Below are 20,576 nucleotides of genomic sequence, written 5' to 3'. Positions count from 1 at the left end.
GGTGGGGACTCCGTGCTTAAGACTAGCGTCTTTCCACCACAAATAATATTTATACTTTAGTCTACTTTCGTGCCGAATGGATTGAACCTTTTGGTTGCAGATGGTAACTGGTTTAAATCCAATTACTCGAGCATCCCCGTTGTTGGTCCTTTGTTATTGGAGTCGGTGGGCTGGGTATCGGACCGCTGCCCATTGCTATCGATATGACGCTCACGATGGATAAGAATGGGTGAAAGTGTGGCATATTATCCTAGAGCTTGAAGGTCTTAGTGGGCAGTGTCTGGAAGAGGAGGGGTAGGAACACATTTTGGGCGGAGGTTTTCGCTGACTACAAGGAGGGCATGTGTGCCTGATCGGTTAGACTTGCCCGCATGGCAGCGCCCGAGACACAACCGCAACCCAGCTGGCGCTTTGCCGGGACCTTCCGGCCGTATCAACAGCGCATCCTCGAACGCTTCGACGATCTGAAACAGGATCACCGCATCCACATTGTGGCCGCTCCCGGGTCCGGCAAAACGATTCTCGGTCTGGAAATTATCTGCCGCCTTGGCCAACCAGCCCTGATCCTGGCTCCCACCATCACCATCCGCGACCAGTGGATCGACCGTTTCGCGGCGCACTTTCAACACAACGGTACATCGAACCCGCGGGAGTGGTGTTCCACCTCGCTACACAACCCAGCCTTCCTCACGGTCATTACCTACCAGGCGCTGTACTCCGCATACACCCAGGCGCTTGACGAGGAAACAGGGGAGGACTTCGCGGATCTTAACATCCTGGATGCAGTCCGCGACATCGGAACGGTGTGCCTCGACGAAGCGCACCATCTGCGCTCCCAGTGGCACCGCGCCCTGACAGCCTTCATGGATCAGCTGGGCCGCCGAAAAGCAGTGCTCAACACCATCGCGCTCACGGCCACTCCGCCGTATGATTCCACCCCCAGCGAATGGCAACGCTACGAACAGCTATGCGGCCCTATCGACGAGGAAATCTTCGCCCCCGAGCTCGTGGCCGCCGGAAACCTATGCCCGCATCAGGACTACGTCTACGTTACGAAACCCAGCCAGGAAGAAGAGCAGGAAATCGCCGAGCTGCGTCGGCGTGGCAACGAAGTGCTAGTGGACCTGCAACGGCAGGGTATCTTGGCGCAACTGGCAGAGGACCTCGGCCAACTCAAGGATGAACAGCTGCAGGTGGCCTTCGACGACGAAGAGAATTTCTACGCCCTCAAAATCCTTCTTGCTGTTGCTGGGCACCCGATAGCACCGCATATCCAGGCGATACTCAGCGAAAAGCGCCCGGAACTCTCCGGCGAGCTGGGACTGCAGTTCGTCATCGATCACCCCGACTTCTTCCGCGCTAGCCCGACGGTGGCCTCCGCTCTGCGGGCGAATAACCTGCTGAACAAGGGGAAGATTTCCGTCACGGGGGAGAAGAAGGTCAATCGGATCCTCACCCACTCCGCGGGTAAGGTCCGCGCCGTCAGTGACATTGCCGAAGAAGAAGTCTCCGCGATGTCCGAAAATCTGCGCCTGGTGATCCTCGCGGATTACGTCCAGCGGGATTACCTGTCCAGCGTGGGCAGTGACGACGCCCTGGTTCACGTGGGCGTCATCCCCATCTTCGAAGCACTGCGACGGCGGGTAGGCGGCACCGCAAAAATCGCCGCCATCAGTGGCTCGGTGATCGTCATCCCGCGCTCGGCGCTGGATCAGGTGAAGCGCTTCGCGGCGGACCTCGACGGGGAAGTCACCACCGTCAAGGACCTCAATGACGAGTATGTGGAAGTGCGCTTTTCCGGCGGCACGCGGGTATCCGTACCCGCCATTACCCGCGCCTTCCAGGAGGGACTGTTCACGATCCTGGTGGGCACCGCCGCCTTGTTGGGGGAGGGGTGGGATTCACCGTGCGCCAACGCGCTCATCATTGCCAGCTCCGTGCGGGCGTTTATGCTGACCAACCAGATGCGCGGCCGGGTGATCCGGGTGGATCCCGCCGTCCCGGATAAGACCGCGAATATCTGGCACATCGCAACGTGTGAACCGGGCCAAGGTACCGGGCGCGGGGCATGGCTCGACCAGGCGATACAGAGCGGGGCGCAGGCGCTAAACATCGGGGCGGGGGAGTCGCTCGAAGTACTGGGCTCGCACGACGTGCGTTCGCTGCAGAAGCGCTTCGAGGCTTTCGTCGCGCCGCGCGCCGATGCGCCGGTGATCGAGAACGGGTTCGATCGCTGCTTCGCCGAGCCACCCCTGCGCGCCTATCGCAGCACCGATGCCGCCAACGAACAGATGCTGGCCCGGGCCTTCCGGCGGGACCTAATGCGCACCCAGTGGCTAGAAGCCCTAGACATGGGGAATGTGCCGGATGGCCAGCCCTACGAGATGCAGTTCCGCATCGATGTCGAAAAGCCTGCCTCGGCCGGGGTGGTGCCTTACCTGGACGTTATCTTGGGCTACATCTTCTTCCTCGCGGTCATGTTCGGGCTGGCGGTGGGGCGCGTTCTGCCGCACCTCCCGGTCGGGGGCCAGTGGCTGGCTTTCGGGGTGCTCGCGCTGCTCGGCGGTGCGGCGGCACTGATGCGCACCCGGAAGGTTCAACAACTGACTGATACAGTCAAGCGCCTGAAAGCCGAGGCCACGGCGCTGGTGCGCACGCTGAGCGCCCTTGGGATGATCGAAACCCGCAATCTTATGGCCATTGTCGACGAAGGTGCCATCGGGGCGAATGTGCGCCTGTCCGGTGGAACATTCGCCGAAAGGAAGCTTTTTGCAGACGCCATGTCTCAGCTGTCTGGGGAGATCCGCAACGCGCGCTATCTGATTGCACCCGCACACCAGGTGCGTATTCGTGGCATTTTCTGCGCCCAGTCGGTACCGGATGTGATTGGCACGCGCCGGGAGAACGTTGATGAATTCATCGCACAGCTAGACCACGTGAACTTGCCGATGCGTGCGGTGTATACCCGCAACTCAGAAGGGCGGGCGTTCCTTTTGCGAGCGCGCAAGCTCAGTGGTGCAAATATTGCGTCTCGTCTGACGAATCAAACACGGCGCTACGACCGGCAGCTTCCGGCAACCGCACTGATGCAAAACTGACCAGGGCACCCGCACTAACGTAGGGATTACTAATCATCTGAATGTGCATATTATTCTTTGATGCATGAACGCAGTCCTTGTCGCCGTCGTAGTCATGCTGATCCTCGCCTTGCTTAGGGTGCATGTGGTTCTGGCGCTATTCATCGGTGCCATCATCGGTGGCCTGCTGAGCGGCATGGGCCTCGATGCCACAATGGTGGCCTTCCAAGACGGCCTTTCCGGGGGCGCGAAAATTGCGCTTAGCTATGCCCTCCTCGGTGCATTTGCAATGGCCGTTGCCAGCGCAGGATTGCCCAAGCTTCTGGCGGACTCCCTGCTGGAGAAACTGGGCGTCACTAACGAAGAAACAAAGAGCCGCGCCGTCGCCGTAACGAAATGGCTCATGCTGGCCGGCATCCTTGCGATGGCGGTGATGAGTCAGAACCTCATCCCGGTGCACATTGCGTTTATTCCGTTGATTATCCCGCCACTGCTAAGCGTCTTTAACAAGCTGCAGCTGGACCGCCGCATGGTCACCTGCATTCTTACGTTCGGTCTGATCACCACCTATATGTGGATCCCGCTGGGCTTCGGCTCGATCTTTTTGAACGACATCCTGATGGGCAACATCGCCAACGCTGGCATGGATACCGAGGGCATCAACGTTATGCAGGCGATGGGCATTCCCGCACTCGGCATGTTCTGCGGTCTGCTGGTAGCCATCTTCATCTCCTACCGCAAGCCACGCCAGTACGCGGAACTCCCGATTGCGGATGCCGAGGCCGAGCCGGGGGAGGGGGTCTCCCGCTACAAAATCATTGTCTCCATCGTTGCAATCATCGCTACCTTCGCCGTACAGGTTGTGATGCAGACGATGGACATGGAGGCCGACTCGCTGCTGATCGGTGCCCTTGTTGGCCTGACGATTTTCATGGGCACGGGTGCTGTCGATTGGAAAAAAGCCGATGACGTTTTCACGGCCGGTATGCGCATGATGGCACTGATCGGCTTCATCATGATCACCGCTCAAGGCTTCGCCGCAGTAATGCAGGCCACCGGCGAGGTCGAAAGCCTGGTTAACACCTCCGCCGACTTGTTCGCAGGCAACAAGGCCGCTGCCGCGTTGGTGATGCTGCTGGTCGGCCTGGTCGTCACCATGGGTATCGGCTCTAGTTTTTCCACCCTGCCGATCGTCGCCACGATCTACGTTCCCCTGTGCGCGTCGATGGGCTTCTCGCCCGTCGCGACCGTTGCGATTGTGGGTACTGCGGGTGCGCTTGGCGACGCCGGCTCCCCAGCCTCCGACTCGACCCTAGGCCCCACGTCGGGACTGAACGCGGATGGGCAGCACGACCACATCCGGGATTCCGTAATTCCGACATTCCTGCACTTTAATATTCCGCTGCTGATCGCCGGTTGGACTGCGGCCATGATCCTCTAGCCAGCAGCGCCCTTGGTGCCGCGCAGGGGAGGGGGCGGTAGCGCTAGTAGCGGATCACCAGGTTGCGCGCGTCCGTCGGCCCCAGCAGAATTTCCGGGGCCAGGCCGAAGTTCGTCCAGCGGGTGCGGCTGGCCCAGTCCAACGCTTCCTCGCCCATGTTGTGGCGGAAGTTCACGGCGATGCCGTCGGAGAAGAACCGCAGCTGGGTGGCGCCGGTGGGCCAGTTCTTCGCCGCTGGGGTCTCTAGGAACACTGCCTGGGTATCCACGTCCGGCTTGTCGCGGTGGGCGCGGTGGGTGTGTCCGGACAGCACGAGTTTTACGCCCGGGGCAGCCTTAATCATCTTTTGCAGGCGCATAAGATCCGGGTCGCGGAGGATGAACGCAGGTCCGGCCGCATTCGACCAGCCAGCCTCGCGCGTCATGGGGTGGTGCAGCATCAGCACGGTTGGCTTGTTGGGGTCGCGGCGCAGGAACCCCTCGATCTGGCGGAACTGCTGGGGCTCGATCCGGCCGCCGGATTTATCCAGCTCTGTGGAATCGATGCCGATCACGCGCACTCCCGCGGGCTCTAGATCCATCATCCAGGCCTGCTGGCGGGGCTCGAAGACATCACCAAAGGGGTCGAAGTGCTCCTTGCCGTAGGGACTAGCGGTTTCGTAACCAGAGGAACCGTCGGCCTTGTGTGGGCGGTCATGGTTGCCACGGGTCACGCGCCACGTTCCGGAGAACCTATCCAACATCTCCTTAGCACGGCGAACCTCTGCTGGGCGAGCCTCACTGGTCACGTCACCATTGACGAAAAGGTGGGTGGCGCCACAACTCTCTGCGGTATCGATAACCGCATCCAGGCATACCTCTGGGTAGGGAGCCGACTGTGGGTTTGGCACGGCCGGTGGAGGGAAACCATCGAACCACAGGCCGTCCTGAGCTTCGCCCATATGCACATCGTTGGCCACCACTACAGTCTGCAAAAGCTCACCGGAGAGGCGCGGCAGGGTAGTGAACTCCCGTTTGTGCTCCTGGAAGTAATTGTGGGTGGCATTTGCCTCGACACCGTGGGAGGAAGCACTGAAACGGTAGGTAGTCTCCGGCTGCAACCCCTCGACCGTCAGGATGTGGAAGAAGGCATTCTTTTCGGAGCGGACGATCTTCGTATCTTGCGGATTATCCTCCGGCCATACGCGCAGTGTGCCCTCAGTGGGCATGCCCACTGGACGCTCGGCGATGCTGACCTTCGCATCCCACGTCAGCCAGCTAATAGTGACGGAATCCTCCGTAACAGTTACCACCTGCAGATCGCCGGCCAGGAACGTCCCGTTCGGACTGCTTCCCCTGCGCCCCATCACCCAACCGGTCTCAGAGCTACCGATATTGCTCGGGGTATAGCTGGCCGAGCCCGCCAGCCCCGGGGTGCTCGCGGAGCCCAGCGCAGAGCTACCAGTGAGCCCGCTACCTGCCAGGGTGGAACCGCCTGCCCCCGTAGCCGGTTGTGCGCCCGCCTTTGCAAGCGGCCCCACCACGAAAGCTGCGGAACCGGCGCTGAAGCCAAGCGCTTTGAAGAATCGGCGTCGAGAAAAAGAACCTTTATTGCCCATAAGCGCACAGGGTAAAAGTCGTGCGTGACAAACAACCGGCTTTTAGGCAGCGGGAAGGGAAAGGCCTAGCGAATACTGGGTTAACTGCGAGGGACCGAAAGTAGCTAGTTGATTTTTTGCTCGTGGCCCGCCCAGGCCTCCTCACGCAGCTCATTCTTGCGCACCTTGCCAGTGGAGGTGCGGGGAAGCTCGTCCAGAATCCGTACGTCACGTGGCACCTTATAGCCCGCGATGTGGGCACGGCAGTGGGCGATCACGGCCTCTTCCACCGCGGACTGATCCGCACCATGAGCCTCCGGGCGCAGCACCACATACGCGCGTGGGCGCTCGCCCCACTTTTCATCCGGCACGCCGATCACAGCACAGTCGGAGACATCCGGATAGCTAATAACGGCCTGCTCAACCTCGATGGTGGAGATGTTCTCGCCGCCGGAAACCACCACGTCCTTCGCGCGGTCCATCAGCTGGATATAGCCATTGGGGTGCATCACGCCCAGGTCGCCGGTGTGGAACCAACCGCCACGGAAGGCATGTGCAGTGGCCTCTTCGTCGTTGAAGTACCCGGCCATGATGCCGTTACCGGTCAGCACAATCTCACCCAACGTCGCACCGTCGGCGGGTACGTCGATAAGTGCCTCGTCCTGGCCTTCCGTCGGCTCGATCACGCGCACATCCTCGTTGGTAATGGACGCCACACCCTGGCGCGCCTTCAGCACCGCGCGACGGCGAACCGTCATGTCCTCCCACTCGGGTTGTGCCTCGCAGACGGTAAACGGGCCGTAACTTTCGGTCAGACCGTAGACGTGCGTGACTTCCACGCCGATGTTCTCGCAGCGGGTGATGGTCGTCGGGCTCGGAGGTGCGCCTGCTGTGGTCACGCGCAGGTTTGTTACCCGGCGCTTGTTTTCGTCGTCTACCAGGGTGTTTAGTACAGCCGGCGCGCCACACATAGCGGTCACGCCCTCGGTGCGGATGAGTTCCCACATCTCAGGGCCACGAACCGCGCGCAGCGCCACTTGGGTTGCACTGACGGCCATAGCTGCCCAACCCGTGCACCAGCCGGAGCAGTGGAACATCGGCAGGGTCCACAGATACACCGTGTCGTGGCTGAAATGCTGGGTATGAGCCTGCCCTAGCGCGTTCAGGTATGCGCCGCGGTGGGTGTAGATCACGCCCTTCGGCTTGCCGGTTGTGCCGGAGGTGTAGTTGATTGCGATGGTTTCGTTCTCGTCACGCACGCGGTAGGGCAGAGGCTCTTCATCGCGATGCTCGGCCAGGTACTCACTAAAGGTCGTTACTAGTGACGCCCCTTCGGGGTCAGTAGCTGGGCTATCAACCTGGGGCTCCACGCCTTCCTTATTGGCGATGTACACCGCGCGGCGGAGTTTCCTTTCTCCGGAAGCGAGGATGGGGTCGATAAAATCCTTTTCTCCAATGAGTACGTCGATGGAGGCGTGATCGAGAATGTAGTTGACTTCCGCCGGAGCCAGACGGGTATTGATCGGTACGGTCACTGCACAGGCCAGCGGCACGGCGAACTGTGCCAGCAGAGCCTCGTAGCTATTGGCGGCGAGAATGCCTACACGATCGCCTTCGGCCACGTGGTCGGCGATCAGTGCGTGAGCAAAGGCTTGCGTATCTTGGTTGAACTCCGCAAAGGTGATTCGGCGTGGCCCGTCGATCGCGGCTACCTTGTCCGGGTGAACCTGGGCGGAACGCTGCAAGAAGCGCAGGGGAGTAAGTGGTGCGTTAAGGCCGTGTTGCGATGCGAAAGTCATGCCCGAGACTGTAATTTAGATCACTCCCGTGCGAGGCGAAATCATAAAAACAGAGGGACTTAGAACTGCCTGCAGGTGCCCTCATTAAAGCGCGCTGCGCCAGGGGTTCTTGGTATCGATGAGGAACTTCTCGACATCTGCCGGGCGTGCCCGCAGGGTGGGGTCGAAGGCCAAGTACGCCTTGGTTTCTCGGGCGATAAGGCCGGAGAGGATCAGCAGACCCACCAGGTTCGGTAGTGCCATCAGGCCATTGGCAATATCTGCGAAAGTCCATGCCAATCCGATCTCTGTGGTCGCGCCAACAAAGACCACACAGGTAAACAGCATGCGATAGGGCAGGGAAGCCCAGGGGCCAAAGGCCCGCTCTGCGTTGCGCTCGCCATAGTAGGACCACCCCAGGATGGTGGAGAAAGCGAAGAAGACGATGGAGAGGGAGACGATAGTGCCGCCCCACTCCGAGCCGATGCCCTTGCTGAACGCCTGAGCTGTCATGTTGGCCGCATTGTCCTCACCGGTATCCCACACACCGGTGGTGATGATCACCAGGCCGGTCATCGTCACCACAATGATCGTGTCGATAAAGGTCTGAGTCATAGACACCAGGCCTTGACGCACGGGGTGGGTGGTCTTTGCCGCTGCAGCGGCAATTGCAGCCGACCCCATGCCCGACTCATTGGAGAAAATGCCACGAGCCACACCCATTTGCATAGCCAGCATGATCCCCGAGCCTAGGAATCCACCGGTTGCAGAGGTTCCCGTAAAGGCGTCACTAAAAATAAGTCCGAAAGACGCCGGGATGTCATTGGCGTGCAGCGTCAGCACCACAAGTCCACCGCCGATATAAATAAGGATCATGAGTGGCACGAACGCCGAGGTGACCTTACCGATCGAGCCAATGCCGCCCAACAGCACCGCACCCACGAGCACGAACATCACCGCGCCGGTGACCGTGGGGCTGACATTAAAGGTATCTTCCAAACCAGCGGCAACTGCATTGCCCTGTGTTAGGTTGCCGATGCCAAAGGAGGCGATGATTGCCGCGATGGTGAAGAACCACGCGAGGAATTTTCCGAGTCCGCCGGGAATACCTAGCGACAGGTAGCGCTGCGGGCCGCCGGATACGTTGCCCTTTGAATCGGCAACGCGGAAACGCACACCCAGGAATGCCTCCGAATACTTCGAAGCCATGCCCACCAGGCCAGTAACCCACATCCAGAACAGTGCGCCGGGACCACCGACAGAAATTGCAGTGGCCACACCCACAATGTTGCCCACTCCCACGGTCGCAGCCAGGGCAGTGGTGAGCGCCTGGTACTGGGTGATGTCGCCCTCGCCGCCCTCGTCATCGCGGTCGATCAGGCCGTGCCGCAGCGCTACCCACAGTTTGCGGAATTGCACACCACGCAGGCGGAACGTGAGCCAAAGTCCGGTGAGAAGCAGCAGTGGGATGAGCAGCCACTGGCTCCACACAAACTTGTCGATCGAATCCAGAACGTTCTGGAGGTTCTCCGCGAATGAAACGTCTTGCATGAACTACAGACAGTACGCCGGTAGCGGGGAGAGATGAAACGGTTTCCAAAAATTCCTCGATAGGTTCCGCTTTGCGGTTACCCGTTGTTAAAGAGTTATTAAGGGGGCGTCTTTCGGGTGCAAGAGCGCTGAAAAACGGTGCAGAATCGGGCACCATAAATATTGAGCACAAAAATTTGCTTTAAGGCACCACTGCTTCAGGCACCGACCGAAGGATTAAAAATGCACCCACGCGCTGGCCAGCCCGCCACTCCCGAAGACCTCACCGATATCCCGGCCCTGCTCGAGGCCTACTCCGCTACGGTTCCAAACTTGGCCGATCCGGGCCAGCGCGTCAGCTTCGGCACGTCCGGTCATCGCGGTAGCGCCTTCGATGGAGCCTTTAACGAGGCACACATCCTGGCAACCACCCAGGCCATCGTCGATTACCGCCGCGAGCAGGGAATCAACGGTCCAATTTTTATTGGCCGTGACCCGCACGCTCTTTCTGAACCGGCCGAGGCTACCGCGCTGGAGGTCCTGGCTGGTAACCGCGTGACGGTCAAGGTGGATCAGGAACGCGGCTTTGTGCCCACCCCGTCTGTCAGCTTCGCGATCCTGGAGTACAACAAGCAGCTGCCCGGTGGGCCGGAAGGCAACGACGCTGGCCGCGCCGACGGTATTGTCGTGACTCCCTCTCACAACCCGCCACGTGACGGCGGCTTCAAGTACAACCCGCCGACCGGTGGGCCTGCGGATACCGACGCCACCAGCTGGATTGCCCGCCGTGCCAACGAATACCTGGACGCAAACCTCGCTGGCGTACTGCGTTCCACTTCCACCGAACTAGTGGAGAGCCACAACTACCTGGGCAACTATGTTGCCGCTCTGCCGGAGGTTATCGACATCGAGGCTATCCGCAACGCAGGCGTGCGCATCGGCGCCGATCCCATGGGTGGTGCCTCCGTGGCGTATTGGGAGCGTATCGCTGATGTGCACGGCCTCGATCTCACGGTCGTCAACCCCACCATCGATCCCGCCTTCGGTTTCATGACCTTGGACTCTGACGGCAAGATCCGCATGGATTGCTCTTCGCCGTCCGCGATGGCCTCGCTGGTCGATTCTGTCGCAGGCGCCGGCGGGGCTTCCTATGACATCGCTACTGGTAATGACGCCGACTCCGACCGCCACGGAATCGTCACCCCAGACGCAGGCCTGATGAACCCAAATCACTACCTTGCCGTGGCCATCGAATACCTCTTTAGTCACCGTGAGAACTGGCCGCAAGAGGCCGCCGTGGGCAAGACCCTGGTGAGCTCCTCGATGATTGACCGCGTTGTGGCTCGTATGGGACGCAACCTGATGGAGGTTCCGGTCGGGTTCAAGTGGTTCGTGCCGGGGCTGGTCAATGGATCCGTGGGCTTTGGCGGAGAAGAATCCGCCGGTGCTTCCTTTCTACGTCGCAACGGGCAGGTCTGGTCCACTGATAAGGACGGCATCATCGCTGACCTGTTGGCGTCCGAAATTAAGGCAACGACCGGCAAGAGCCCTTCAGAGCGTTATCGGGAGCTGGCCGAGGAACTAGGCGCGCCGCAGTACAAGCGCATCGATGCCCCGGCCAACCGCGAGCAGAAGGAGCGTCTGAAGAAGCTCAGCGCCAACGACGTAGAAGCAACCGAATTGGCGGGGGAGAAGATCGAGTCGATCTTGACGGAGGCTCCAGGCAACGGCGCGGCTATTGGGGGAGTGAAGGTGACCACCGAAAACGCTTGGTTTGCCGCCCGCCCAAGCGGTACGGAGGACAAGTACAAGATTTATGCTGAGTCCTTTAACGGTGCCGACCACCTGGAGAAGGTGCTGGAGGAGGCGCAGGTTGTCGTGGATGGCGTGCTGGGCTAGACCCACAACATTGGGGCGGCCTCTTCTCTGGGGCAATCGCTGCAGGTTTGCGTAAAATCACGGGGTCGATTCAGTGTTTTGCCAGACTCTTGCGATACCCTCATGCGCAGTAGACACGTCACCATTTCGGAAAGGAACACTCGGTGAGCCAAAAGATTAAGGCCCCTAATGCATCTAAAGGGGGCAACGGCTTCCTGTGGGGAATCATTGCAATTCTCGTCATTGCAGCTGTAGCCATTGGTTTCATTGTGTACAACAACCAGAAGCACAAGGTCGATAACATCAGCCTGCCGAACGATGAGGTAAAGGTGAAGATGACGGCCAAGGACAGCATCGTCACCCTGGAAGCAGAGAATGCAGGCGACAACGTGCCGACCGTCGAGGTCTTCGAGGATTTCAGCTGCCACTACTGCGCGCAGCTGGAGACCGCCTCTAGCGACGATGTGAAGAAGGCACTGGAAGACGGCAAGGTGAAGGTGAAGTTCCGCTTCCTGAACTTCCTGGATCGTGGCGACGAGTCCGGTCCTTCCACCCGTGGTGCGGCTGTCGCCTGGGCAGTGGCAAAGACTGGTGACGTGGATGCGTTTTGGAACCTCCACCGCCTGATGATGGAAGAGCAGTCCACCGTTACCCGTCAGTGGGAGTGGGACGAACTGGCTAACGCTGCAGACAAGATGGGCGTCGACGGCGGCGTGGTTGAGAAGATTCGTGACAAGTCCGTTAAGGACGAAGGCGCGAAGATCTCCCGCGAGAATGACAAGGAAGTCGAAAAGCGAGAAGGTGACGTCTCCTCGCCACTGCTGTACAAGAATGGCAAGCGCTTCGATCCGCCGATGAATCCGGATGAGACTCTGGGCTCCTGGGTTCCGACTGTGCTGGAAGACAAATAGCGCTCAAGCGATTGCTACCCCAGCGCAACCAGGCGATTTGGAGAAGTTAATTCCAGTGTTGTAGCTTTAACACCGTTCGCTTCACAGGGATTTAGAAGTAAATCGCCTGGTAGGCAGCGGGGCTATGGCGCAGCTGGTAGCGCACCACACTGGCAGTGTGGGGGTCACGGGTTCGAATCCCGTTAGCTCCACTGGATTCCAACCCCCGGTCTTCACCGACCGGGGGTTTTGTTGTATCTGTCACCGCTGGAAAAGGGGGTTAAGTAAAGAAAAGTGTGTCTTTTCCGGGCGTGTTGCGGGTTAAGTAAAGAAAAGTGTGTCTTTTCCGGGCGTGTTGCGGTTATTTGATCCAGCCTTTTTGGATGCCGAGGTTGTGTTGGTAGCTGGTGTCGATGGCGGTGTCGTATTCTGCTGGTGCACCGATGTCATTGGTAGTGGCTGTGGTGTTGTGGGTGATCAGGTCTGTTGCTGTGGAAAGTGCGTCTTGACCCCATCGTTGGTCCCTGGCGATCTTGACCGGATCGTCAGGGACTTCTGTATGTAGATACAGCCACCAATCCATCACTGTGCGTTGATGCGGTAGTGATAGTCCGCGGTGTCTGCGGGCTAGTTCTTTTATGGGGGCGTTGATGCCACCTTCGAGGCTGTTTGTTGTTGCTGCAAGGTTGTCGGGGTCGATGGTTGTTGGTGGGGGTTGCAGGTAGGTAAACAGCAGGTCTCTGCGGTGCAGAGATAGCAATGATTGATAGGCCGCTCGGACGCGTTGGTGGGTGTAGACCTTGGTGTAGGCGCCGGTAGCAGGGTCTTTGATGGTGGTTTTCTCGTTCATCCATTCCCGGTAGGTGTGGTCGAATTCGTGCAGGTGGGCGACTGAAGTGTCCCAGGTTTTGTTCCGTTTGAGTAGATGGGAAAATCTGGAATATGCCAAGAAAATTTGACCAGGATGCGAAGGATCGTGTGGTCCGTCTTGTAGAGGACCGCATCTTGGCGGAAAATATGTCGATGCAAGCCGCGTGCCAGGCAGTAGCCCCAAAGCTGGGGGTGTCATGGCACACAGCCCGTCAATGGACCCAACAGGCCCGCCGTGCGGGAAACATCCCAGAACCCGTGCCTGAAGATCTGGCCGCCGAAAACGCGAGGCTTCGCCGTGAAAATCAAGAGCTACGCGACACCAATGAACTTTTAAAGGCTGCCTCAGCTTTTTTCGCGTCGGAACTCGACCCAAAACGTCGGAAATGATCCGGTTCATCGATGAATACCGGAATCGTTTCTCTGTCGAGTTCATCTGTAAGACGTTGAAGAAAAACCGCGCTGGTGGGTTCATCACCTCGCGTGGGTATCGTCAGTCCAAGGCCCGTGGGGTAAGTGCTCGCGGCCTTCGTGATGCTGTGCTGGTTGAACGCATTAGTGCTATCCATCGGGATAATTACGGCATCTACGGTGTGCGGAAAATGTGGCATGCTCTTCATCGTGACGGAATCGATATCGGTCGTGAACAAACCGCGCGGCTGATGCGTCTAGCCGGTGTATCAGGCAAAGGCAAAGGCCGCTCGCCTATGACCACTCGCACACCTCAAAGGCCGGATTTGCGCCCGGACTTGGTGGAGCGAGAATTCAAAGCCGAAGGCCCGAACAAGCTGTGGGTGGCTGATATTACCTACGTGCGCACGAAGAAAGGCTTTGTGTATGCCGCGTTTGTCACCGATGTTTACTCCCGACGGATCGTTGGGTGGGCGTTATCAGATTCCATGCGCACCGAAGCGTTGCCGCTGCAAGCTCTCAACCAGGCGATCGCGTCTGCTGAGGAAACAACAGGTCTCATTCATCATTCGGATCACGGCTCGCAGTATGTCAGCGTTGTCTACAACGAGCGTCTTGCCCAGCACGGGATTGCCGCTTCCACCGGAACTGTTGGCGACTCCTATGACAATGCTCTGGCGGAAAACGTTAATGGTTCCTACAAAAACGAGCTGATCCATACTCGCAGGTGGGATGAGGTTGTCGAGGTGGAAATCGCGACGTTTGAGTGGGTGTCATGGTGGAACGAGACGAGGCTTCACCAAAGCTTGGGCTACCGCACGCCAGCTGAAGTGGAAACCGAATTTTGGGACCAGCACCCGCCGCAAGCAATAATAGAAATCAAGGCAAACGCCTAGGAACAAAACCCGGGGCACTTCAGACCCATGTGGATGCTTGGTCAAGGTCGGTGATGCGAGTGAGTTTCAGGGCTAGGCGGTAGAGGGTTTTGCCGGCATCGGTGCGGGGGTTGCTGGTGGTGTGGCGGCGGACTGTTCGTTGGGTGTGGACGAGGCAGCGTTGGATGCGTGTTGTTGGCCAGCAGTGGTGGATGGCTGATTGGGCACCTTGTCCGCCGTCTGTGACTGCGATTAGTGGTGCGGCAATGGGGCGTAGGAGTTCGGTGTAGGCGGCGGTGGTTTCGTGTCTGGCCCAGGTCCAGTTGATGACGTGGGTTTTACTGGCTGCGATCAGGAGGCATCCGGACTTTAGATAGGTCGCGTCGAGGAAGATTTGGTCATGGATGCGGAATGAGTCGATGGTGGGTGTGGGGATGATCCACCAGCACCATCGGAATCGGTGGTGCATGGTTTGCCTGGTTACGCCATGGTGTGCGGCGAAGGTGGTTAGAGATTGGGTGCCGGTGGCCCATTGGATGAACAAAGCCATGGTGGCGGTATTTTTGTTGTGGGTTTGGGTGTTGCGGGTAAAGGAGTGTCCGCAGTGGGTGCAGCGCCAACGGGTGGTTGATTTGCTGGTGGTGCCGTTTTTCTTTGTGTTGTTGCCGCATAGTGGGCAGCTGGGGCGGTTGGTGGTCATCCTTTAATCCAACCGGTGTGCGGTTAGCACAAATGTGGCCGGAGGTGCGGGATGGTGTGGGTAATAGCTTTCGGGGAGCTATTCTTTGGTGATTTGTGGTGTGTGGTCTGGGGTTATGGTGGCATGCGGACACACTTTTCTTTACTTAACCCTCAAAAGCTGCATATTAGGTTATGCTAAGTTAATTCACGCTTGCTGCACTTGTGCCACCACTTTGGCCAACGCAGCCCATAAACCCGTTATTTCCGCATCATGAGACAAGGAGCGCGTGTTGTCTAGCAACCCGTTTGATGACGAACAGGGCAGCTTCTTCGCCCTTATCAACGACGAGGGACAGTACTCGTTGTGGCCTACGTTCGCCGCCGTGCCAGACGGATGGACCGTGGCTCTGGGAGACCCTTCCCGTGGCGTAGACGGCGGGGTATCGCGGGACGAGGCGATGGAGTTCATCGACCGCGAGTGGACCACCTTGCAACCGGCAGGAAAGTCTCACGCTTAAGTGAGTGCCGTACTTCCCACTGCTTTGCCTGGTGAGTCCGCTGCGGAGATTGGCCGCCTGCTCCGTCGCACCGCAACTCCAGCAATTAGTGCGGTGCTGTTCACTTTCGCCGGTGCCTTGCTCTCTCTGGTGCCCATTTATCTGCTGGCCAGCGTCATCGATGCGGTAGCCGCCGGTGACGGCAAGTCTGGCGTGCTGAAGGTGATTGTGTGGGCTGCCGTGGCGTGTGTTGGTACTGCCGTTGTCGCTGGCCTTGCGGAGGCGCTGACGGGTGTGACGATTGCCCAGGTAGTTGCGAAGTTGCGTGAGCGCGCCGTCGCCGCGGTGCTGAATCTGCCTTCCACCACGGTGGAGTCCCTGGGCCGGGGAGAGGTGCTGGGCCGAGTTGGTGCGGATGTCGCCGCGCTGGTGAGCAGTGCCCGCAAGTCGGTTCCATCGACCCTCAGCGCGCTGGTGATGGTCGTGGTGGCCAGCGCTGGAATAGCGGGGTTGGATTGGCGCCTCGCGTTGGCGGGGCTGTGCGGGATTCCGTTCTATGCGCTGGGGTTGCGATGGTATCTTCCTCGTTCTGCCCCTTTGTATCGACGCCAACGCGAATTAGAAGCCGGTGTCATCGGTTCCTTGCAAGGTTCTATGGAGGGCATTCGTTCGGTTCGTTCGCATCGGCTGGTGGATAGCCGCCAAGGTCTCACCAGGCGCTACGCGCAGGCTTCGCGGGACGAATCAATCGCTGCGTTTCGTGTGTTTTCCGGGCTGGTGGCGCGGGAGAACTTCGCGGAGTTCATGGGGTTGTCAGCCCTGTCTGTCGTAGGCTGGTTGCTCTTCCGCGAAGATGCGGTGACGGTGGGCGAGATCTCGGCAGCGTTGATTCTGTTCCACCGTCAGTTCGTGCCGATCGGCACGATTCTGTTCACCTTTGATGAACTGCAGCGCAGCGGGGCGGCCTTGGGGCGCATCGTGGGACTCATTCGCTCCGCGGGTGCGGATACGCCACAGCCGATTGATGACTACTCCTCGCATCGGCAGAGTCCAGCTGTAGAGGTCAAGGGCCTGAATTATCGGTACGAGGATGGCCCAGAGATCTTGCATGACTTGGCGTTCCACATCCCTGCGGGGTGCACGGTATGCGTGGTCGGCGGATCGGGAGCTGGCAAGTCCACGGTTGCGGAAATTGTCTCTGGAACCCTCGAGATGGCAGAGCCGGGTGTGATCACCGTTGGGGGGTGCGACGTGGTGGGAATGAGTGCGCAAGAAAGAAGCTCGATCTTTTGCGTTGCCTCCCAGGAAAACTACGTCTTCGCGATGAGTTTGCGCGATAATCTCCTGCTGGCAGCCGAAGGTGCCAGCGACGCAGAAATATGGGATGCGCTGCGCCGAACCGGTGCGGAAGATTGGTGCACATCCTTGTCCCATGGCGACAAGCAGGGCTTAGACACAATGCTGGGCGAAGGGGGCCTGCACGTAGATGCGGTGGCGGCACAGCGTCTGGCGCTGGCCAGGGTGGCATTGTCTCGGGCTGGCGTCGTCATTCTTGACGAATCAACGGCCGAAGATGACGGTGACCTCGAGGAAACACAGCAATCACACGAGGCCTTTTCGATGTCCTTGGAGGACGCTGCCCGCGCGGCGATCCGCGGACGGACGGCGATGGTGATTGCGCACCGGCTCAGCCAAGCAACCTCCGCCGATAGCGTGGTGGTGATGGAGCGCGGGCGCGTGGTGGAAACAGGTACGCACGAGGAGCTGGCAGCAAGAAACGGAACATATGCCGATATGTGGACCGCCTGGAATGAGCAGGGGAGGCAGGCGCGTGTCTGACAACAAGGTGGTGACGCTGCGCGGGCTGGTCAGAAAAAATTCTCGCGCGATGGCTCTGAGTGGCTTGTTGCTGAGCATCTACCACGTGGCAGAAGCCATGATTGCGGTGTTACTGGGATGGTTGGCGCACAGTCTTATCGCTAGCGAGAATGTGTGGCACCTGGTGGGTGGAATCGCAGCCTTAGGCGCTACGCTGGCGACGGTGTCTGTGAGCTGGCAGACAGGGTTCCGGATACTGCAGGCTACGTCGGCTCGGAACGTATGTGAATTGCGGGCAGGCATCACCTCGCAGGTGGTGAGCCATGGTGGGCATTCCGACGATGCGGACAGTCTGCCTCGCCAGGAATTGCCCACGGTGGTGGGTGAAGACGTGGTGCAGGCGGTAGACATCATCGAAGTGGTCCCGGTGGGGATCAGTGCGCTGGTGGGAGCCATTTTCTGCACGATTGTTCTGGCGCTGATTGATCTGCCACTGGGAGTGGTGGTGTTGGTGCTCAGCGCGGTGGTGTTGATAGTCCTGCACCGGCTGTCTCAGATCATTGAACGCCGCGCGGAGCGGCAACAAACTCTGCTCGCGCGAGTGACCGCGCGCATGACCGACATTCTGCAGGGGCTGCCGGTGATCTCGGGAGTGGCTGGCGCGCATCCGGCCTACCGTGGATATGCGCGTAAATCTGAAGAGGCGTGTGCGGATGCTCGGAAGCTCGCGTGGGTCAGCGGAGGTTATGAAGCCGTGGCGATGGGCAGCAATGTGCTGTTGCTGAGTGCGGTGGGCCTGTACGCGGGCTATCGAACCATTTCCGGCGATGTGACGTTGGGGGAGTTGGTCACCGTGGTGGCGCTGTCACAATTTATCGCGGAGCCGATGCGGCAGTGCAGCAGAATGCCGCGCTTCATTGGATTGGCGAGGGCTTCCGTTCGGAGGCTGCAGCGCGTGGCGGAAGCTCAGCGGCTGCGTGAGGGGCAGGGCGTGCCATCTGCTCAGATTGGCACGCCTGCCATTTCCATGCGCGGTGGAGACGGTGAGGCCGAAGGAGACGGCGAGGTCGAGGGATCAGAGCAGGCTTCCGTGGCGTTCGCAGAGGGGCGACTGACGGTGGTGCACTGTTCAGCCGCATGGGCAGATGCTCTGGTGGATGCGTTGGTCGCGGGGGAGTCGATGGAGCTTGGCTCCCTGACTAGGCCACAAACTCAACAACTGTGGATCCGGGGGCGCGATATTTGCGAGATCTCGGTAGACGATGTGCGTTCCGCTGTGCTTGCCGAGCCTCGGAAGCCGGCATTGTTTGGGGACACAGTGGGGCAGGCGGTGCTGCGGAGCTCTGGAGAGGGCAGGGCGGAGGATGCAGTAGACATTCTTAACGCCTTAGGGCTCGATGAACTGGCGCCGGGGGCGGCTCATTCAGCCGGGGTATTGGATCACGAGCTGACCGAAGGTGCGCGCAATCTTTCCGGTGGTCAGCGGCAGCGGCTGGGATTGGCACGAGCGCTACTGGCTGAGCCGGAGATGTTGGTGATGGTTGATCCGGTCTCGTCAGTGGATTCAATGACGGGCATGAAAGTGGCGCGTGCGGTGAGAGATATTCGCCGCGGGCGTACCACGGTGGTCCTGTGTGTGGGGAGGGCCTTCCAGTCGGTAGCCGAGGAGGTAGTTGATGTGAAGCCTCTAGCTGGGAGTTTGCGGACGCGGGGTGAGCAATTCCCGCTAGGGGGTTGTTGAGCAATAGAAGATAGGTTAGCCTACCCTTTGCATTGTCTACCCTAAGAAGTTGGTTGGCGCATCCTACAGAGAGGCCATAGTGACCATCATCGATCGTCAAGCTCAGACATCCGCAGAGCGCAGTACCCACGAAAATTCCGTCCGCGACATCGTCGGGATCGGCATCGGCCCCGGAAACCTCGGGCTCGCGGTAGCTATCGAAGAGCAAGCTCCAGAACTCGATGCACTCTTTGTGGAAGCCCGCCCGGAATTCAACTGGCACCCAGGCATGCTCCTCGAAGGATCCAACATGCAGATCAGCTTCCTTAAAGACCTGGTTACGGTGCGCAATCCGCAGAGCCGCTTCAGCTTCATCAACTACTTGCATCACAGCGACCGCTTGATTGATTTCATTAACCGCCAAACCTTCACCCCGGAACGCGTGGAATTCGCCGATTACCTCCGATGGATCGCGGATCACATCACCGTGGACACGCAGTACAACACCACCGTGACGTCCATCGAGACGCTTCCGGAACTGGCCGCAGACGGAGCTCGTTTTGTGGTGCACGTCCGCAGGAAGTTAGGAAGCGGTGAGTCCGAAGGGCAGCGAGCTCAGCAGTCGGAGTCCATTCGCTGCCGCAACGTGGTGGTTGCCCGCGGGCTGGAAGCCAAGATGCCTGCGTGGGCAGAGGACAGCTCCTTGGACACCTCGCGCATCTTCCACAACATCGATTTGCTCCCGCGCACCAAGAAGCTGCTGAACAGTGGGTGGGATATCCGCCGAGCTTTGGTGATCGGCGCGGGCCAGTCCGCAGCCGAGGCCATCCGGTACTTCCACGATTGCCCGCATATCGATACCGTCACGGGCAGCTTGAACAGCTACGGCTTCATCCCCGCCGATGACAGCCCCTTCGCCAATCGGGTGTTCGACCCGGAGGCCGTTGATGACTTCTTCCATGCGCCCGATGCGATCCGCAACGAGCTGTTGATCCGCCACCGGTACACCAATTACGCCTGCGTGGAATCTGAGCTCCTCGATGAGCTCCACGACCGTCAGTATCGGGAAAGCGTCACCGGGCGTCAGCGGCTCGATATTCGCCGGACCACGGAGGTGCTCGGTGCGCGTAATTGTTCCGACGGCAGCGTCGACGTGGACATTCGCCACCGAGTAACCGGAGACGTGGTGACAGAAAACTTTGACGTGGTGGTGTGCGCCACGGGCTTCCGATCTCGCGGTCTTGCGGGGATTCACGCTGATAGTCACGGCAGTGAAGAATTCACCGTCACTAGGGATTACGGCGCCGTGCTCAATGGCGAGCGCGTGCCAGGACTCTTCGTGCAGGGAGCAACTGAGGCCACGCATGGACTCGGTTCCACGTTGCTCTCCAACATCGCGACCCGCTCCGGGGAACTGGTGGAGGCCATCACGGGTCAGCAACGCACGCATCGTGCGCCGGCGGATCAAGATCTCCGCTCCGAGCAACATCGGGATTCTTCGCACCTGATCGCAGGCTGATTTTCCCGAGCCGTG

General features: G+C 59.5%; 12 protein-coding genes, 1 tRNA gene and 2 pseudogenes. 10 read left to right on the top strand and 5 right to left on the bottom strand.

Features of this window, described 5'->3' with window-relative positions; genetic code table 11:
* Positions 1–371: 371 nt before the first annotated feature.
* The gene (locus ACKFRT_RS06235; RefSeq protein WP_408924712.1) at positions 372–3,098 is read left to right on the top strand and encodes a DEAD/DEAH box helicase family protein; all 2,727 of its coding nucleotides are present in this window, start codon (positions 372–374) and stop codon (positions 3,096–3,098) included.
* A gap of 64 nt (positions 3,099–3,162) precedes the next feature.
* The gene (locus tag ACKFRT_RS06230) at positions 3,163–4,518 is read left to right on the top strand and encodes a Na+/H+ antiporter family protein (RefSeq protein ID WP_408924711.1); all 1,356 of its coding nucleotides are present in this window, start codon (positions 3,163–3,165) and stop codon (positions 4,516–4,518) included.
* 43 nt (positions 4,519–4,561) lie between these two features.
* Here ACKFRT_RS06230 and ACKFRT_RS06225 read toward each other — a convergent pair whose 3' ends face one another.
* The 3 genes from ACKFRT_RS06225 to ACKFRT_RS06215 form a co-directional block, all read right to left on the bottom strand.
* On the bottom strand, positions 4,562–6,115 hold the full coding sequence (locus ACKFRT_RS06225; protein ID WP_408924710.1) for a metallophosphoesterase: 1,554 nt from the start codon (positions 6,113–6,115) through the stop codon (positions 4,562–4,564).
* Positions 6,116–6,219: 104 nt separating this feature from the next.
* Positions 6,220–7,893, bottom strand: a complete 1,674-nt coding sequence (locus ACKFRT_RS06220; protein WP_408924709.1) for an AMP-binding protein — start codon at positions 7,891–7,893, stop codon at positions 6,220–6,222.
* A gap of 84 nt (positions 7,894–7,977) precedes the next feature.
* Entirely contained in the window at positions 7,978–9,423 is a 1,446-nt protein-coding gene (locus ACKFRT_RS06215; RefSeq protein WP_408924708.1) for an alanine/glycine:cation symporter family protein, read from the bottom strand.
* Between the two features lie 222 nt (positions 9,424–9,645).
* Between ACKFRT_RS06215 and pgm the strand changes: the two genes are divergently transcribed.
* The 3 genes from pgm to ACKFRT_RS06200 all read left to right on the top strand — a co-directional run bounded on the left by pgm (position 9,646) and on the right by ACKFRT_RS06200 (position 12,382).
* Entirely contained in the window at positions 9,646–11,301 is a 1,656-nt protein-coding gene (gene pgm / locus ACKFRT_RS06210; protein ID WP_408924707.1) for a phosphoglucomutase (alpha-D-glucose-1,6-bisphosphate-dependent), read from the top strand.
* Positions 11,302–11,444: 143 nt separating this feature from the next.
* The gene (locus tag ACKFRT_RS06205) at positions 11,445–12,191 is read left to right on the top strand and encodes a DsbA family protein (RefSeq protein WP_408924706.1); all 747 of its coding nucleotides are present in this window, start codon (positions 11,445–11,447) and stop codon (positions 12,189–12,191) included.
* A 118-nt stretch (positions 12,192–12,309) separates the two neighbouring features.
* Positions 12,310–12,382, top strand: a tRNA-Ala gene (locus ACKFRT_RS06200).
* 149 nt (positions 12,383–12,531) lie between these two features.
* Here ACKFRT_RS06200 and ACKFRT_RS06195 read toward each other — a convergent pair.
* Positions 12,532–13,059 (bottom strand): annotated as a pseudogene (locus ACKFRT_RS06195) (IS256-like element IS3503 family transposase); the annotation flags it as partial.
* Positions 13,060–13,112: 53 nt separating this feature from the next.
* Between ACKFRT_RS06195 and ACKFRT_RS06190 the strand changes: the two are divergent.
* Positions 13,113–14,347, top strand: a protein-coding gene (locus tag ACKFRT_RS06190; RefSeq protein WP_176453645.1) for an IS3 family transposase whose coding sequence is annotated in 2 segments (ribosomal slippage) — positions 13,113–13,401 and positions 13,401–14,347 — 1,236 coding nt in all. Because the reading frame shifts where the segments join, the coding sequence is not laid out codon by codon here.
* Between the two features lie 22 nt (positions 14,348–14,369).
* On the opposite strand, the pseudogene ACKFRT_RS06185 reads toward ACKFRT_RS06190, so the two are convergent.
* Positions 14,370–15,026: pseudogene (locus tag ACKFRT_RS06185) on the bottom strand (IS256-like element IS3503 family transposase); the annotation flags it as partial.
* Between the two features lie 271 nt (positions 15,027–15,297).
* Here ACKFRT_RS06185 and ACKFRT_RS06180 point away from each other — a divergent pair.
* The 4 genes from ACKFRT_RS06180 to ACKFRT_RS06165 all read left to right on the top strand — a co-directional run bounded on the left by ACKFRT_RS06180 (position 15,298) and on the right by ACKFRT_RS06165 (position 20,561).
* Positions 15,298–15,525, top strand: coding sequence for an MbtH family protein (locus ACKFRT_RS06180; protein WP_011274127.1), 228 nt, complete (start codon positions 15,298–15,300; stop codon positions 15,523–15,525).
* Positions 15,526–17,343 carry an ABC transporter ATP-binding protein gene (locus ACKFRT_RS06175; RefSeq protein WP_011274126.1) on the top strand — a complete coding sequence of 606 codons (1,818 nt, stop codon included), beginning with the start codon at positions 15,526–15,528 and terminating at the stop codon, positions 17,341–17,343. It begins immediately after the preceding gene.
* Positions 17,336–19,063, top strand: coding sequence for an ABC transporter transmembrane domain-containing protein (locus ACKFRT_RS06170; protein ID WP_408924705.1), 1,728 nt, complete (start codon positions 17,336–17,338; stop codon positions 19,061–19,063). The genes ACKFRT_RS06175 and ACKFRT_RS06170 overlap by 8 nt, the downstream gene beginning before the upstream one ends.
* Positions 19,064–19,142: 79 nt before the next feature.
* The gene (locus ACKFRT_RS06165) at positions 19,143–20,561 is read left to right on the top strand and encodes a lysine N(6)-hydroxylase/L-ornithine N(5)-oxygenase family protein (RefSeq protein WP_408924704.1); all 1,419 of its coding nucleotides are present in this window, start codon (positions 19,143–19,145) and stop codon (positions 20,559–20,561) included.
* Positions 20,562–20,576: the final 15 nt, after the last annotated feature.

The organism is Corynebacterium jamesii (genome assembly GCF_046097395.1).
Lineage (GTDB): Bacteria > Actinomycetota > Actinomycetes > Mycobacteriales > Mycobacteriaceae > Corynebacterium.
This window is presented reverse-complemented; position numbering and strand designations above follow the sequence as displayed.